Raw genomic sequence first — 15,927 nt, forward strand, 5'->3', positions numbered from 1 at the left:
CAGGCGCAGTACTGCAAGGAAAACCATGAAAGTTCTACTGCTGGTCCAGAAAGAGCAGCGTGCGATTCTGGACCGTCTCTATGACGGCATCGCTGCACATTGTGAATGCGAAGTGCGCTGGCTGAGCTCTGCGGAGCAACGCAACCTGCGTGGTTATTTCCGCCGTGAGGTGGACGTCAGCCGCTATGACCGGATCGTGTTTTTCCTGCGTTTCAAGCAGGAAGTGCGTCAGGTCGGCTTCATCCGCACGATTCCCAATCTGGTCATCCTCGAACACGATGCCTACCAGAACTACATTCCGTGCAAATACACCGGCAAGTTCAGCGCGCACTATCGCAAGCTGCCTTGGGCGCGAGTGATCTGCTCGGGGTTCATGGTCAGCGAACGGCTGCGCCAGGAAGGCTTCGATGCGGTGTTCGTGCCCAAGGGCTATGACCAGAGCCTGCTGCAGTTGCAGGCACGCGAGCGTGACATCGAACTGGCTTTCGTGGGCAGCACCAACAGCGTGGCCTACAGCGGTCGCAAGGCGTTGCTGGATGAGTTGGGCCAGGTCGAGAATCTGCTCGTCACGCGGACCAAGTCCGGCGAAGAGTATTGCGACACCCTGAACCGCATCCGTTTTTTCGTCAGTGCCGACGTGGGCATGGGCGAGTACATGATCAAGAATTTCGAGGCCATGGCGTGCGGCTGCGTGCTGCTTGCCTTCGATCAGGGCGCTGAAGAAAACCGCGCGCTGGGCTTTGTCGACATGCACAACATCGTGCTCTATCGCGACATTCCCGAACTTCGCGAAAAACTGGCGAAATTGCGCGATAACGTCACACTGGCCGGCGAAATATCTTGTAATGGGCAGACTTTGGTCGAGGAACGCTTTACATTCCATGCCCTCGGAAAAGCCATCGTGGAAGCCATGCATGCGCCACTGCGCAGCATGCCGGCGGCGAGCTGGATCGATCGTCTGCGGTCACGATTGGGATGGTAGGGAATTATGAATATTCAATGATTGGGAACGAATGATGGTATTCAGCGAAAACAGCGACATTACGCTGGTGGTCACCAGCTGTGGTCGATTCGACCTGTTGAAGCGCACCCTGGAAACGTTCGACCATTTCAACACTGCGCCCATACGCCATGTGCTGATTACCGAAGACTCCGGCGATGACCGGGTTCAGGCCTGCGTTCCCGAGCACTGGCACCCGCATACGCGTTTCATCATCAACAACCCCAAGCTGGGGCAGATGCGCTCTGTCGACGCGGCCTATTCGCTGATCGAAACGTCCTGGGTGTTCCATTGCGAAGACGATTGGGATTTCTACCGTCCGCACTTCATCGAAGAGTCGATGACGCTGCTGAAACACGATCCGCAAGCCTTACAGGTCTGGTTGCGCAGCTACAATCACGATCTGCGTATCCACAGCCCTTACGTTTACCTCAACGAGCGTGAAGTGGTCGAGGGTATTGCGTTTTACAAGCTGGGCTCGCACAAGCCTGAATGGCAGGGGTTTTCCTTCAATCCGGGGCTGCGCCGCCTGGCTGATTACCTGCAGCATGCGCCTTATGCCGGGCACGGTGGTGAGAAGAAACTTTCACAATTATTCGCTGCGCAAAACCGTTACGCTCTGATTCTGGAAAATGATGCCGTGTTGCACACCGGGTTTGGTGAGCACGTGGAGTTGCCGCAGGAGCGGCTTGACAAACAGCGTCGCAAACGTCGGGATCGCGTCAAGCTGATCGTCGCTGTGCTCGCTGGCCTAGTAGCAGGTTGGTTGCTTAATAATGTCAGTTGACCCGATAAGAATGCCCGGCAGCAAAGTACAGCAGTATTTTACGGCTGCCATCGTCATCTTCCTGCTGAGTTTCATCCTCAACCCCTCAGCCAAGATCACCAACAATCTGTTTTATGCATTCACGGCGCTGCCGGGCTTGTTCTTCTTGATCAAGTACCGCGGCGCTGGCGTGTTTGCCAAGCCTCTGGGCATTGCCTGGGCGGTGTTCATGGCCTGCTTTCTGGTCCCCGCGCTACAGGCGCAGGAGTTCCAGTATTACAAGCACATCATCTACGTCAGCCTGTTTGTCTTTGTCGTCGCCGGGATTACCGACAACGGCTTCTTCAGGCGCGGGGTCTTCGTGCGCAGCATGTTCTGGGCGCTGTGCCTGTACATTCTGCTGAGCAGTATTCACAGCTGGGTGACCGGGCAGTTCGAGTTCGGCCAGCGTGTGGCGATTCTGCCTGGGCGAATGGAGAACGTGATCTACGCCAGTGCCTGGCTGGTCTGCAGCCTTGCGTTGGCCATGCCGTTGTGGGCAAAAGAGCGTCGCTGGGTCGAGGCCGTCTGCGCCGTTCTTGTCACGCTGGTGATAACCGCCTTTATCGTGCAGACACGTACTGCGCTGGTGGGTTGCGCCGTTCTGTTTGCTGTCTGCACCGCCTATGCGCTCTACCGTTTCCCGCTGCGCACGACAGTGGTCTTGCTGGCGCTGGGCGTCGTGGCGGCAGCCGCCTTCTGGTTCGTCAAGGATGAACAGTGGGTCGCCCTGCTGATGGTCAGAGGTGATTCCTATCGCATCGAGCTGTTTGAAATCATGACCGGTGAATGGCGTCGCTGTGGCTGGATGCTGGGCTGCGGTGTGGATTTCTACACCACCCAGACCCTGACGGGCGGCATACCGATCCAGCACCCGCACAATATTTTCGTGTCGCTGGGGCTGTACACCGGCGCCGCTTCGCTGGTGATGTTTCTGGTCGTGATGGCGATAACGCTGTGGGACTCCGTGCGCAATGGCGATGCCTGGGGTCTTTATCTTGTGTGCGCGTTGGTCATGCTTAACTTCGACGGAGCCCAGTTGGTCGGCAATCCAGACGAGCTCTGGGTACTGGTGCTGTTACCGGCGTCCATGGTGTTGGGGCGAGTGGTGCAGACGCATCGGCTCAGGCAGCAGCAATAGCCTCAAAAAAATGGCCGCTTCGAAAGCGGCCATTTTTCATGGGGCAGGTTATTGAACAGCCTGGGCCAGTTCAGAGGTGTCGCAGAGGGACTGAGCGCTCATGTAACCATCGAGAAAGGCCGGGTTGCCGTTGTCCAGCAGCCATTGACGGTCTTCCTGATAGCGCAGCATGTGCTTGAAGTTGCGCAAGCGAAGGCTTTTGCGCAAGGCGCGGCGATAGGTTTTCATGTCGGCGATGTCAATCAGGCCGAGGCTGCCTTCGGGCGTGAGGATCACGTTGCCAAGATGGGCCGAGCGAAAGTAGATGCCTTTTTCGTGCAGCCCGGCAATAAAGCTTCCCAGTTGCCTGCGCAGCTTGTCGTCGGCCACCGCACTGCCCAGTAGCTGGCGCAGGGTGAAGCCAGCCAGCGGATCATAATGCACGGCATCGCGCTCGATCTCGGCGATGCGGCTGACCGAGCGTATGCGCGGGCAGGGAATGTCGCGTTTGGCCAGCGTTTCACAGTTGTCTGCGAAGCGCTGCGCGTAGGGGTACCAGGCTGCTGAGCTGACAAGGCGTTTGCGCCGAAACAGTTTCAGCATGGAGCCGTCACGCAGGCGGAGTACCTTGTCGCCCGTGCCGTCGGCTTCAAGTACTTCGGCACCTTGAACCTGTTCAAGGTAATGGGCGTGGTCAAGCGCTTGCATCGATACTCCGGTTTTTACGCCCTTGGTAATGGACGAGCCGCCTATGTTACCGCAGCAGGCAGCCGCGAAAACCGCTGTGATACAATTCGGCCTCTTTTTAACACGACGGATTCTCATGACAACCTCCGAATCGTCCGCAACCTCCAGCGTGAAAATCTATTTCCGCCTGTTGTCTTATGTGCGTCCGTATGTGGGCATTTTCCTGCTCAGCATCATTGGTTTCGTGATTTTCGCCTCGACCCAGCCGATGCTCGCCGGCATCCTGAAATATTTCGTCGATGGCCTGACCAATCCTGAAGCGGTGCTGTTTCCCAATGTTCCTTATCTGCGCGAGTTGCAGCTGTTGCAGGCCGTGCCGCTGCTGATCGTGCTGATCGCCGCATGGCAGGGGCTGGGCTCGTTTCTGGGCAACTATTTCCTGGCAAAGGTTTCCCTCGGGCTGGTGCATGACCTGCGCGTAGAGCTGTTCAACAAGCTGCTGGTGTTGCCCAATCGCTACTTCGATACGACCAATTCCGGCCATCTGATCTCGCGCATCACCTTCAACGTCACGATGGTGACCGGTGCAGCCACCGATGCCATCAAGGTGGTGATTCGCGAAGGCCTGACCGTGGTGTTCCTGTTCATCTATCTGCTGATGATGAACTGGAAGCTGACGCTGGTGATGCTCGCGATTTTGCCGTTGATTGCCGTCATGGTCGGCACCGCGAGCAAGAAATTCCGCAAGCAGAGCAAGAAGATCCAGGTGGCGATGGGCGATGTCACGCATGTTGCCTCGGAAACCATTCAGGGCTATCGCGTAGTCCGCAGCTTCGGTGGCGAGTCCTACGAGCAGGCGCGCTTTGCCCAGGCCAGCAACAGCAACACCAAAAAGCAGCTGCGCATGACCAAGACCGGCGCCATCTACACGCCGATGCTGCAACTGGTGATCTACAGCGCCATGGCGGTGCTGATGTTCCTCGTGCTGTTCCTGCGTGGTGAAGCGACTGCGGGTGATCTGGTCGCCTATATCACCGCTGCGGGCCTGCTGCCCAAGCCGATTCGTCAGCTGTCGGAAGTCAGCTCCACGATCCAGAAAGGCGTCGCCGGTGCCGAAAGCATCTTCGAACAGCTGGATGTGGAAGAGGAAGTCGACACCGGCACCATCGAGCGTGAGCGCGTGACCGGCCACCTCGAGGTGAAGAACCTCAGCTTCTTCTACCCGCAGACGGCGCGTCAGGTGTTGAACGACATCAGTTTCTCCGCCGCGCCGGGACAGATGATTGCCCTGGTAGGACGCTCCGGCAGCGGCAAGTCGACCCTGGCCAACCTGATTCCGCGTTTCTACGGGCACGACATGGGCAACATCCTGCTCGATGGCGTCGAGATCAACGATTATCGCTTGCGTAACCTGCGCAGGCACATCGCTCAGGTCAATCAGAACGTCACGCTGTTCAACGACACGATTGCCAACAACATTGCCTACGGCGATCTGGCCGGTGCGCCGCGTGCCGACATCGAAGCGGCCGCCGCTGATGCGTACGCCAAGGAGTTCATCGACCAGTTGCCGCAGGGTTTCGATACCCAGGTGGGCGAAAACGGTGTGCTGCTGTCAGGCGGTCAACGCCAGCGTCTGGCCATTGCCCGCGCGCTGCTCAAGAACGCCCCGTTGCTGATTCTCGACGAAGCCACCTCGGCGCTGGACACCGAGTCCGAGCGGCACATTCAGGCGGCGCTGGACCACGTCATGAAGGGCCGTACCACGCTGGTCATCGCCCACCGCCTTTCGACCATCGAGAAGGCCGACCTGATTCTGGTCATGGACGCCGGGCAGATCGTCGAACGCGGTACGCACTCGGAGCTGCTGGCGCAGAACGGCTATTACGCCCGCCTGCATGCCATGGGGCTGGACGAGCCAGCGCCTGCCGGCGCGGTTTGACCTCATTATCAGGCGGGCTGACACAGCCCGCCTGCCTTTCAGCGGTGTGATTCAACAGCCTGTCGGTTGCAAACCCCTGTGCTAAGATTCCGCCCCTGTCCATTTTTCAAGTACGGGTTGTTCCATGAAGCTATCCATGCCGCGCTTTGATCAGGCCCCTGTCCTGGTGGTGGGCGATGTCATGCTCGACAGATACTGGCATGGTGGTACCTCGCGTATTTCCCCTGAAGCGCCAGTACCTGTGGTCAAGGTCGATCAGATCGAGGACCGTCCGGGTGGCGCTGCCAACGTGGCCTTGAACATCGCTGCGCTGGGCGCACCGGCTTCGCTGGTCGGTGTGACGGGGGATGACGAAGCTGCCGAGAGTCTGACCAACAGCCTCAAGGCTGCTGGTGTGCTGGCGCGCTTTCAGCGCATCGCCGATCAGCCGACCATCGTCAAACTGCGTGTCATGAGTCGCCACCAGCAATTGTTGCGTATCGATTTCGAAGAACCGTTCAGGACTGACCCGCTGGCCCTGAGCGCAGAGGTCTACAGCCTGCTGGATGGCATCAAGGTGCTGGTCCTGTCGGATTACGGCAAGGGCGCCCTGAAAAACCATCAGGCGCTGATTCAGGCCGCCCGCAAGCGCGGCATTCCGGTGCTGGCCGACCCCAAGGGCAAGGACTTCGCGATCTATCGCGGTGCCAGCCTGATCACGCCGAACCTCAGCGAATTCGAGGCCATCGTCGGCCATTGTGTCGATGAGGCACAACTGGTCACCAAGGGTGCGCAGTTGATGCAGGAGCTCGATCTCGGCGCGCTGCTGGTGACCCGTGGCGAACATGGCATGACCCTGCTGCGTCCTGATCAGCAGGCGCTGCATCTGCCGGCCCGTGCCCGCGAAGTGTTCGATGTGACCGGTGCTGGTGATACGGTGATCTCTACCCTGGCGGCAGCGATTGCTGCCGGCGAAGAGTTGCCGCATGCGGTGGCTCTGGCCAACCTGGCGGCGGGCATTGTGGTCGGCAAGCTGGGTACCGCGGCCATCAGTGCCCCTGAATTGCGCCGGGCCATTCAGCGTGAAGAGGGCTCCGAGCGCGGTGTACTGGGCCTGGAGCAACTGCTGCTGGCGGTCGATGACGCACGCGCGCACAAGGAAAGGATCGTTTTCACCAACGGCTGCTTCGACATTCTCCACGCCGGTCATGTGACCTACCTGGAGCAGGCGCGCGCCCTGGGTGATCGCCTGATCGTTGCCGTCAACGACGATGCGTCCGTCAGCCGCCTGAAAGGGCCAGGCCGACCGATCAACAGCGTTGAGCGGCGCATGGCGGTGCTGGCAGGTCTGGGGGCAGTGGACTGGGTCATCAGCTTCCCGGAAGGAACCCCTGAAAACCTGCTGACCCACGTCAAGCCCGACGTGCTGGTCAAGGGCGGTGATTATGGTGTCGATCAGGTGGTCGGTGCCGATATCGTTCAGGCGTACGGCGGCGAAGTGCGTGTGCTGGGGCTGGTGGAAAACAGCTCTACCACCGCCATTGTCGAGAAGATTCGAGGGCAGGGGTAGGGGTTAGCTGCAAGCTACAAGCCAAAGCAGATCAAATCAAAAGGCTTGAGGCTTGAGGCTTGAGGCTTGAGGCTTGAGGCTTGAGGCTTGAGGCTTGAGGCTTACAGCTTGCCACTAATGGAGTGCAACAGCTCTCGCGCCTTGCCGGTCAGGCGTTTCAGCCCTGACTTCTTCGCTGGTGGGGCCATGCCCTGCTGACGCAGCCAGTCTTTCCAGCGAATCCGCTCTTCACGCACCACCCAGCCATCCTGCGCGGCGAAACTCTCGGCCAGGTACAGCCCTCTTGTACCGGCCGGAATCAGCTTGTCGCGCTTGAGCGTATACAGCTCAGGCAGAGGCGCGCCATTCTCCAGCGGCATCAGGTACAGGTCAGGTTTGCTGCGGTTGAGGCGGGCGACCAGTTGATCGTTTTCCAGGGCTTCGTCGACATGGAAAAGGCTGACCGGGCGCGCTTCCTTGGGGATTTCCAGGCGCATGTCGTAAATCAGCTGCAAGGACGCTGTGGGCAGATGCACATAGGCCCGTGGACGTTCCAGCAGGGTCAGGCTGCCGGTTCGCACCGGTCTCGCGGCGCCGGAGAGGGGGCTCAGGCGAAAGGGCATGGCCTCGCGATAATGCAGCGCGGCGGCATAGGGCGCAGGCAGCCAGGTCTCCTTGAACAGCCCGCTGAGCCAACCCTGCGGTGTTTCGATCAGGCACTCTTCGGCCACTTCCTGAATCGCGGTGTGCAGCGGCAGTGTCAGCTCATGGGCCGGGACGTAACCCGAGATCAGCTTGAGCACGACGTCGCCGCGGTCCTGACGACGTTGGCGAACCAGCACCCAGTAATCGCGGTTCTGCCAATTGACGGTCAGGCGAACGGACACCCCCAGATTGGCCAGTTCGGTGGCGAAGTGTTCGGTGTCCGGCACGTCGATCTTGCGCCGCCGCTGCAAGGTCTGCGCGAAGTTCATCGGCATGCCGACGCTCTGGTAGCTCAGGCTTTCCGCAGTGGCCTCGACAAACAGCGGCAGGGTCTTGAAGTTGCTGGGATTCTTCCGGATCAGTGTTCGCGGCATAACGGCTCCTTCTTGCGTTGGGGTCGGCCGCCTCAATCAGGCTTGACGGCAAATCACGGCAGCGGCAGTTGCAACGTTGTGTGCCAGGTGCAACGGGTTGATGGTGCCGACAATAGCACTGGCAACCGCCGGATGTTCAAACAGTAGCTGGAAACTGGCGTGGACCGGGTCCATGCCGGGTGTCAGGCAGACATGACCACTGGCCAGTGCTTTCTTGACCAGAATGCCTTTGCCATGAGCCTGCGCGTAATCCAGTACCGGTTTTTCATCCTGCTCGTTGAGGTTGTAAGTGACCATTGCGCAGTCACCCTCACGCAGCGCCAGCAGGCCGCCTTCGACGGTCTTGCCGGAAAAGCCGAAGCCGCGAATCTTGCCTTCGCGCTTGAGGTCGGCGAGCGTTTGATATACCCCGGCGTCGTTGAGGATCGCCAGATCGTTGCCGTCCGAATGCACCAGAACCAGATCGAGAAAGTCAGTTTCAAGACGTTTCAGGCTGCGCTCGACCGATGTGCGTGTATGGGCGGCGCTGAAGTCATGGCTCGACTGGCCGTTGACGAACTCCTCGCCAACCTTGCTGACGATTACCCAGTCCTGGCGCTGACCGCGCAGCAGCGGCCCCAGGCGCTCTTCGCTGGTACCGTAGGCGGGTGCCGTGTCGATCAGGTTGATGCCCATGTCGCGGGCCATGCGCAGCAGCATCTGCGCCTGCTGGTCATCGGGAATCTTGAAGCCGCTGGGGTATTTGACGCCCTGGTCGCGCCCCAGTTTGACGGTGCCCAGCCCCAGCGGCGATACGTTCAGGCCGGTACTGCCCAGCGGGCGATGCAGATCGTGCAGGGTTTTCAGGCTCATGGCAGCAGTTCATCCCAGACAGGTATGGCCATCGGAGGCCGTGGCACATCGCTCAGCGCAGCTTGCGGGGTCGGGTGGATGCCGTCTCTGGACAGCTGCGACAGGACCCGGTCGGCGAAGTCCGGTGCCAGCGCCAGCTTGGTCGGCCAGCCGATCATCAGGCGTTGCTGGCTGTCGAGGAAGGCGTTGTCCGGGCGCACCAGCCCTGATTGAGCCGGCTCGGCACGATCAACACGCAGGGTCGCCCACTGCGCCTGACTCAGGTCGACCCACGGCAGCAGCGCCTCAAGCTCTTTGCGTGCGACGGCGATCTGCGCGTCCGGTTGGCGGGCAACGCCGTCGGCTTCGGCCAGATCGCCGCCCAGATACCACACCCACTGGCCATCTGCTGCCGGGTGCGTGGTCACGGTAATGCGTGGCTTGGGGCCGCCACCCAGGCAATGAGCGTACAGTGGCTTCAAGGTCGGCCCCTTGACCAGCACCATGTGCAACGGACGGCGCTGCATCTGCGGTTGCGACACGCCCAGTGCGTTCAGCAGATCGGCATTACCGCCACCGGCACTGAGCACGATGCGCTGCGCATGGATATCGCGACCATCGACGCGCAGACCGATCAGCTCATCGCCCTCGAAGAGCGGCTCGATGTGCTGACCGGCCAGCAGGCTGTCACCGGCCAGCTCGGCAAGCCGCCCGATCAGACTGGGTACATCGACCACCAGCTCGGCCAGTCGATAGACCTTGCCTTTGAATTTGGGGTTTTGCAGGGCTGGCGGCAGTTGCTCGCCCTTGACCTGATCCACACGGCCGCGCACGGCCTTGCTGGCGAAGAAACTGGTGAGGTTGCCGGCGATGGTGCCTGGCGACCACAGGTAATGGGCCTCGGACAGCAGGCGTACACTGGACAGGTCCAGCTCGCCCTTGCCATCGAGGGCCTCACGCCAGCGGCGCGGCATGTCGGCAATGGCTTCGGAGGCACCCGACAGCGCGCCGTGCAGCGCGTACTTGGCGCCGCCATGGATGATCCCCTGAGACTTGAGGCTTTGCCCGCCACCCAGGCTGGCGCTTTCTACCAGCACTGTCGAGAACCCTTGACAACGCAACCGGGCATTGAGCCAGAGACCGGCAACGCCAGCCCCGACAATCAGCACGTCAGTGGAAATAACCGATGGCATGAGCACCTCAGTGAGCGAAAAGTACCAGCATTATAAAGGATCGGGTTTTCAATGCCCGGCGGTTTTCGAGAACAGCTGAATGACTGCCACGCCTGCCACGATCATGCCCATGCCCAGCAGCGCGGGCAGGTCGAGTTTCTGGCCGTAGATGAAGAACGCCGCGATGCTCACCATGACGATGCCCATGCCCGACCAGATGGCGTAAGTGATGCCCACCGGGATTGTGCGCATCACCAGAATCAGCATCCAGAACGCGATCGCATAGCCGGTAATCAGCAGCACCAGGGGCAGCGGGGTGCTGAATCCCTTCACCGCTTTCATGGACGTGGTGGCGATGACTTCCGCGCAAACGGCGATAGCCAACAGGTAATAAGCGTTCATGGTGCATTCCTTTTCGTCAGGCTGCGCATTCTAGCGACTTGTGATGGCGGGCTGATAAACTCCGCGCCCATGAATAGAACTCTTTATACCGTACTGTTCCATCTCGGCCTGCCGCTGGTTGCCCTGCGTCTGTGGTTGCGTGCGCGCAAGGCCCCGGCGTATCGCCAGCGCATCGGCGAGCGCTTCGCCCGCGGCTTGCCGGTCATGCAGCGGGGCGGTATCTGGGTGCATGCGGTGTCGGTGGGTGAAAGCATCGCCGCAGCGCCGATGATTCGGTCGCTGCTGGTGCAATATCCGCAATTGCCGATCACTGTGACTTGCATGACGCCCACAGGTTCGGAACGAATCAAGGCGCTGTTCGCCAGCGAGCCGCGGATTCAGCATTGCTACCTGCCCTACGACCTGCCGTGGGCGGCCGCGGGTTTTCTCGATCAGGTACAGCCACGGCTGGGGATCATCATGGAAACCGAGCTGTGGCCCAACCACATCCATCAGTGTTCCCTGCGCGGGATTCCCGTGGTGCTCGCCAATGCCCGGCTGTCGGAGCGTTCGGCGCGGGGTTACGCGCGCTTTGCCGGGCTGACGCGACCGATGCTCGCGGAAATGGCCTGGTTCGCGGTGCAGACTGAAGCTGAGGCGCAGCGCTTTCGTGATTTGGGCGCACGCCCCGAGTGCGTGGCGGTGACCGGCTCGATCAAGTTCGACCTGAGCATCGACCCGCAACTTCTGCAGCGTGCCGCCCAGCAGCGTGAACAATGGCAGACCACGCAGCGTCCGGTCTGGATCGCGGCCAGCACGCATGCGGGCGAGGATGAAAGCGTGCTGGCGGCTCATCGCACGTTACTGACCAGTCACCCCAATGCGCTACTGATTCTGGTGCCGCGCCACCCCGAACGTTTCGACAGCGTGCATGCGTTGTGTCAGCAACAGGGTTTTGCGACGGTAAGACGCTCAACCGCGCAGGCTGTCACGGCGGATGTCTCGGTGCTGATGGGCGATACCATGGGGGAATTGCTGTTTCTCTATGCGCTGGCTGACATCGCTTTTGTTGGCGGCAGCCTGGTGCCCAACGGCGGGCACAACCTGCTGGAGCCTGCAGCACTGGCCATGCCGGTACTCAGCGGTCCGCACCTGTTCAACTTTCTTGAGATTGCCGCAATGCTGCGCAAGGCCGGTGCATTGCAAGAGGTCAACGATGCAGCAGCGCTGGCCGCCGCCGTGCAGGGCCTTTTCGACCAGCCGCAGCAGGCGCGCAACATGGCCGATGCCGGGCTTGCGGTGATGAAAGCCAATCAGGGCGCACTGCAACGCCTGCTCGACGGGATCGGGCGATTGATGAGCAGGCGCTGAGTCGGGGAGGACGCGGAGCGTCCGGAACGGCATGCCGACGCAGAGCGTCGGCACGATAGTTGAGATTCTCGTTCCTCACGCTCCAGCGTGGGAATGCATTTCGTGACGCTCTGCGTCACCTGTCAGCGCTTTGCAGGTCGCTCGAAGTTCTTCTGCGCGGCAGTCGCCAGGTCCGGCGGCAGGAAGTCCTTGTCCGGGTTGTAGTCGGCCTTCAGGTAGCGCGACAGGTCCTGCAGGTCGCCCGGGTTCAGGGTGCCTGCTGCCTGCTTGAGGCGCAGGTTGTCGAGGATGTAGTCGTAACGCGTGTTGTTGTAGTCCCGCACCGAGGCATACAGCTGGCGTTGCGCATCCAGCACGTCGACGATGTTGCGGGTGCCGACCTGATAACCGATTTCAGTGGCTTCCAGCGCGCTCTGGTTGGAAATGATCGATTGTTTGCGGGCCTGGACCTGCTCCACATCGGTATTCACCGCGCGATGCAGGTTGCGCGTATTTTCCACCACCTGACGACGCAGGCTTTCACGGCGTTGCTCGCTCTGGCTAAGGCGCGCATAGGCTTCGCGTACCTGTGAGCTGGTCAGCCCGCCGCTGTAGATCGGGATATTCAACTGCACGCCAATGCTGCGCTGCTCGACATCGCCGCCGTAGTTGCGGCCAGTGTAGTTGGGGTTGCTGAAACCCAGTGCATCGTTATCGCCACGCTGATAGGTCGCCACGGCATCGAGCGTCGGCGCGTGTCCGGCCTTGCGTTGACGCAGGGTTTCTTCGGCGGCATTGACTGCGTAGTTGCTGGCCAGCAGATTGAGGTTCTGCTGCGCGGCGGTATCGACCCAGGCCTTGGCGTCATTGGGCGTCGGTGCCAGCACCGGCAGGGTATGCACGATGCCTTCGATCGAGTTGTATTCGCGGTTGGTCAGCGTCACCAGCGCCTGAAAGGCATCGTCGACCTGGCGTTGGGCAATGAGTCGGCTGGCGCGTGACGTGTCAAAGCTGGCCTGCGCCTGCAGTACATCGGTCTTGTCCGACAGGCCGACATCGAAGCGCTCGTTGGCCTGATCCAGTTGGCGCTTGAAGGCCGCTTCCTCGGCCTTTGTCGAGGCCAGATTGTCCTGTGCACGCAGTACGCTGAAATAGCTTTGCGCCGATTGCAGGATCAGATTCTGCTCGGTAGCCGATAGCTCGAGCGCCGCCTGTTCGTTGCTCGCTTCGGCAGCCTGCAGCTGGAACCAGCGGTCGGCGCGGAAGATTGGCTGGCTCAGCGTGGCCTGGTAGAGGTTGCCGCTGCGGGTGGCCACGGCTCTGGGCTGATCGATGCTGGTCCGGGTACTGCTGTTCTGGGCGCTGCCGGAAATGTTCGGCAGCAAACCGGCGCGGGCCTGCGGCACGGCTTCCTTGCGCGCATCATAATCGGCGCGTGAGGCTGCTAGGTCGGCGTTGTTGTCCACTGCCTGCTGATAAACGCTCAACAGCCCTGTCTGCGTTGGCCTTGGCAATTCGGCTGCCCAAGTCAACCCGCTGGACGCAAACGAAACAGCCACGACCAACGAAAGTTTGCGCAACATGAGGCATTCCCTGTTCATGAAGAAAGTAATTAGAGCTCGGGTTGAAGAGAAACCGGGCTAGGGAGTGTAGAGCCAGACGCTTTTGGCAACAATCGTCGATTTGCGCCATTTATCGAGCCCCGTGCAAATAGGCTGGCGTTGCGACGGCACCCCGTCATAGACTGGCAGCGTTCTTGTCGGGGTGCCTTGCTATGAGGCTGAGATCGGTTAAACCGGATCCCGTTGAACCTGATCAGGTTAGCGCCTGCGTAGGGAACAAGATTTCTCGTCTCCCGGCGAGTCCTCTTGAGTGCCGTCCGGGGTCGATTGTTCAAATAATGAACAGTTTCGCCTCCTTTCGATACTCAGCACCAGCATTGGTGCACCCGTCCGTCATGTCAGGTCACTCCGACAATAAATCCGCAACTGGATGTCTGGAGAGCCGTGATGAGTATAAAAGCAAAAAACGCAGCCCATTTGAGTGAGTCGGCGCAGGTCGATTCCGGATCGGTACAGCCGTTTACCCGTTCGCAGAAAATCTACGTTCAGGGCTCGCGCCCGGACATCCGCGTGCCGATGCGCGAAATCACCCTCGACGTCACCCCGACTGACTTTGGCGGCGAGATTAACGCCCCGGTCACGGTCTATGACACCTCCGGCCCCTACACCGACCCCAATGTGATCATCGACGTGCGCAAAGGCCTGGCTGACGTGCGTTCGCCATGGATCGACTCGCGCAATGACACCGAGCGTCTGCCGGGCCTGAGCTCCAACTTCGGCCAGCAACGCCTGAGCGATGCCGAACTCACCGCGCTGCGCTTTGCTCATGTACGCAACCCACGCCGGGCCAAGGCCGGCGCCAACGTCAGCCAGATGCACTACGCGCGTCAGGGCATCATTACTGCCGAGATGGAATACGTCGCCATCCGCGAGAACATGAAGCTCCAGGAAGCCCGCGCCGCAGGTCTGCTGACCCAGCAACATGCCGGGCACAGCTTTGGCGCGAGCATTCCGAAAGAAATCACTGCCGAGTTCGTACGTGAAGAGATTGCCCGGGGCCGCGCGATCATCCCGGCCAACATCAACCACGTCGAGCTTGAGCCGATGATCATCGGTCGCAACTTCCTGGTGAAGATCAACGGCAACATCGGCAACAGCGCACTGGGCTCTTCCATCGAAGAGGAAGTCGCCAAGCTGACCTGGGGCATCCGCTGGGGCTCGGACACGGTCATGGACCTGTCCACCGGCAAGCACATTCACGAAACCCGTGAGTGGATCATCCGAAATTCGCCAGTGCCGATCGGTACGGTGCCGATCTATCAGGCGCTGGAAAAAGTGGGGGGTGCAGCCGAGGACCTGACCTGGGAGCTGTTCCGCGACACGCTGATCGAGCAGGCCGAGCAGGGCGTCGATTACTTCACCATCCACGCCGGGGTGCTGCTGCGTTACGTGCCGCTGACTGCCAAGCGTGTCACCGGTATCGTCAGCCGTGGCGGTTCGATCATGGCCAAATGGTGCCTGGCGCACCACAAGGAAAACTTCCTTTACACGCATTTCGAAGACATCTGCGAAATCATGAAGGCCTACGACGTCAGCTTCTCGCTGGGCGATGGCCTGCGTCCTGGCTCGATTGCCGATGCCAACGATGCGGCGCAGTTCGGTGAACTGGAAACGCTGGGCGAATTGACCAAGATCGCCTGGAAGCATGATGTGCAGACCATGATCGAAGGCCCTGGCCATGTGCCGATGCAGTTGATCAAGGAGAACATGGACAAGCAACTGGAATGCTGCGACGAAGCGCCGTTCTACACCCTTGGCCCGCTGACCACCGACATCGCGCCGGGTTACGACCACATCACCTCGGGCATCGGGGCGGCCATGATCGGCTGGTTCGGCTGCGCCATGCTGTGTTACGTCACGCCCAAGGAACATCTGGGGTTGCCGAACAAGGATGATGTCAAAACCGGGATCATCACCTACAAGATCGCGGCTCATGCAGCGGACCTTGCCAAAGGCCATCCGGGTGCGCAGATCCGCGACAACGCCTTGAGCAAGGCGCGTTTCGAGTTCCGCTGGGAAGATCAGTTCAATCTCGGCCTGGACCCGGACACCGCGCGTTCGTACCACGACGAAACCCTGCCCAAGGATTCGGCCAAGGTCGCGCATTTCTGCTCCATGTGCGGGCCGAAATTCTGCTCGATGAAGATCACTCAGGAAGTCCGCGAGTACGCCGCCAATCAGCGGATTGAAGCGGTAGACGTCGACGTCGCCAAGGGACTGGCCGAACAGGCCGAGCGCTTCAAGCAGGAAGGCAGCCAGTTGTACAAGAAGGTGTAGAGAGCGATAGCCACTCCGGGAGAGAGACTTGGCTTCTGCCCGAAGGGCGTAGGAGCGACCGGGGCGGCGATCCGCATTGTTCGCGAGAGGGCTTGGCTTCTGCCCGAAGGGCGTAGGAGCGAACTTGTTCGCGAAA

At 60.4% G+C, this 15,927-nt stretch carries 13 protein-coding genes and 1 riboswitch; of the genes, 7 read left to right on the forward strand and 6 right to left on the reverse strand.

What is annotated here, in order from left to right; translation table 11 throughout:
- Positions 1–25 precede the first annotated feature (25 nt).
- Genes JOE39_RS22235 through JOE39_RS22245 form a run of 3 tightly spaced genes read left to right on the forward strand, consistent with a single transcriptional unit; the run spans position 26 to position 2,946 of the window.
- Positions 26–982, forward strand: a complete 957-nt coding sequence (locus tag JOE39_RS22235; protein WP_057445397.1) for a glycosyltransferase — start codon at positions 26–28, stop codon at positions 980–982.
- A 31-nt stretch (positions 983–1,013) separates the two neighbouring features.
- Positions 1,014–1,787, forward strand: coding sequence for a glycosyltransferase family 2 protein (locus JOE39_RS22240; protein ID WP_210078266.1), 774 nt, complete (start codon positions 1,014–1,016; stop codon positions 1,785–1,787).
- Positions 1,777–2,946, forward strand: a complete 1,170-nt coding sequence (locus tag JOE39_RS22245) for a hypothetical protein (protein WP_004414793.1) — start codon at positions 1,777–1,779, stop codon at positions 2,944–2,946. The genes JOE39_RS22240 and JOE39_RS22245 overlap by 11 nt, the downstream gene beginning before the upstream one ends.
- A 48-nt stretch (positions 2,947–2,994) precedes the next feature.
- On the opposite strand, the gene JOE39_RS22250 is transcribed toward JOE39_RS22245, so the two are convergent.
- Positions 2,995–3,633, reverse strand: a complete 639-nt coding sequence (locus tag JOE39_RS22250; protein WP_044312568.1) for a toluene tolerance protein — start codon at positions 3,631–3,633, stop codon at positions 2,995–2,997.
- A gap of 115 nt (positions 3,634–3,748) precedes the next feature.
- Between JOE39_RS22250 and msbA the strand changes: the two genes are divergently transcribed.
- Together msbA and hldE are read left to right on the forward strand one after the other, a co-directional pair.
- A complete protein-coding gene (msbA, locus tag JOE39_RS22255; protein ID WP_003414429.1) occupies positions 3,749–5,551 on the forward strand; it encodes a lipid A export permease/ATP-binding protein MsbA in 1,803 nt (600 codons plus the stop codon).
- Positions 5,552–5,675: 124 nt separating this feature from the next.
- A complete protein-coding gene (gene hldE, locus JOE39_RS22260; RefSeq protein ID WP_003404685.1) occupies positions 5,676–7,100 on the forward strand; it encodes a bifunctional D-glycero-beta-D-manno-heptose-7-phosphate kinase/D-glycero-beta-D-manno-heptose 1-phosphate adenylyltransferase HldE in 1,425 nt (474 codons plus the stop codon).
- Positions 7,101–7,201: 101 nt separating this feature from the next.
- Here hldE and JOE39_RS22265 read toward each other — a convergent pair whose 3' ends face one another.
- From JOE39_RS22265 to JOE39_RS22280, 4 genes are read right to left on the reverse strand one after another with little or no spacing between them, the layout of a single operon-like run.
- Entirely contained in the window at positions 7,202–8,158 is a 957-nt protein-coding gene (locus JOE39_RS22265) for a hypothetical protein (RefSeq protein ID WP_003422356.1), read from the reverse strand.
- A 36-nt stretch (positions 8,159–8,194) separates the two neighbouring features.
- The gene (locus tag JOE39_RS22270; protein WP_024683371.1) at positions 8,195–9,010 is read right to left on the reverse strand and encodes an aldo/keto reductase; all 816 of its coding nucleotides are present in this window, start codon (positions 9,008–9,010) and stop codon (positions 8,195–8,197) included.
- The gene (locus JOE39_RS22275; RefSeq protein WP_210078264.1) at positions 9,007–10,182 is read right to left on the reverse strand and encodes an FAD-dependent oxidoreductase; all 1,176 of its coding nucleotides are present in this window, start codon (positions 10,180–10,182) and stop codon (positions 9,007–9,009) included. The genes JOE39_RS22270 and JOE39_RS22275 overlap by 4 nt, the downstream gene beginning before the upstream one ends.
- Before the next feature lie 48 nt (positions 10,183–10,230).
- Entirely contained in the window at positions 10,231–10,563 is a 333-nt protein-coding gene (locus tag JOE39_RS22280) for an SMR family transporter (protein WP_003346798.1), read from the reverse strand.
- A gap of 69 nt (positions 10,564–10,632) precedes the next feature.
- Here JOE39_RS22280 and waaA point away from each other — a divergent pair, with 69 nt between their 5' ends.
- Positions 10,633–11,913 (forward strand): lipid IV(A) 3-deoxy-D-manno-octulosonic acid transferase, encoded by a 1,281-nt coding sequence (gene waaA / locus JOE39_RS22285; RefSeq protein ID WP_024650481.1) that lies wholly within the window; start codon positions 10,633–10,635, stop codon positions 11,911–11,913.
- A 122-nt stretch (positions 11,914–12,035) separates the two neighbouring features.
- Here waaA and JOE39_RS22290 read toward each other — a convergent pair whose 3' ends face one another.
- On the reverse strand, positions 12,036–13,475 hold the full coding sequence (locus tag JOE39_RS22290) for a TolC family outer membrane protein (protein ID WP_003392099.1): 1,440 nt from the start codon (positions 13,473–13,475) through the stop codon (positions 12,036–12,038).
- A gap of 167 nt (positions 13,476–13,642) precedes the next feature.
- Positions 13,643–13,747, forward strand: a riboswitch (TPP riboswitch).
- Between the two features lie 154 nt (positions 13,748–13,901).
- On the opposite strand from JOE39_RS22290, the gene thiC reads away from it, so the two are divergent.
- Complete coding sequence (gene thiC / locus JOE39_RS22295; protein ID WP_010407496.1) at positions 13,902–15,791, forward strand: phosphomethylpyrimidine synthase ThiC; 1,890 nt, start codon at positions 13,902–13,904, stop codon at positions 15,789–15,791.
- The last annotated feature ends 136 nt before the right edge of the window (positions 15,792–15,927 follow it).

The sequence above is a fragment of the Pseudomonas sp. PvP100 genome, assembly GCF_017833055.1.
Lineage (GTDB): Bacteria > Pseudomonadota > Gammaproteobacteria > Pseudomonadales > Pseudomonadaceae > Aquipseudomonas > Aquipseudomonas syringae.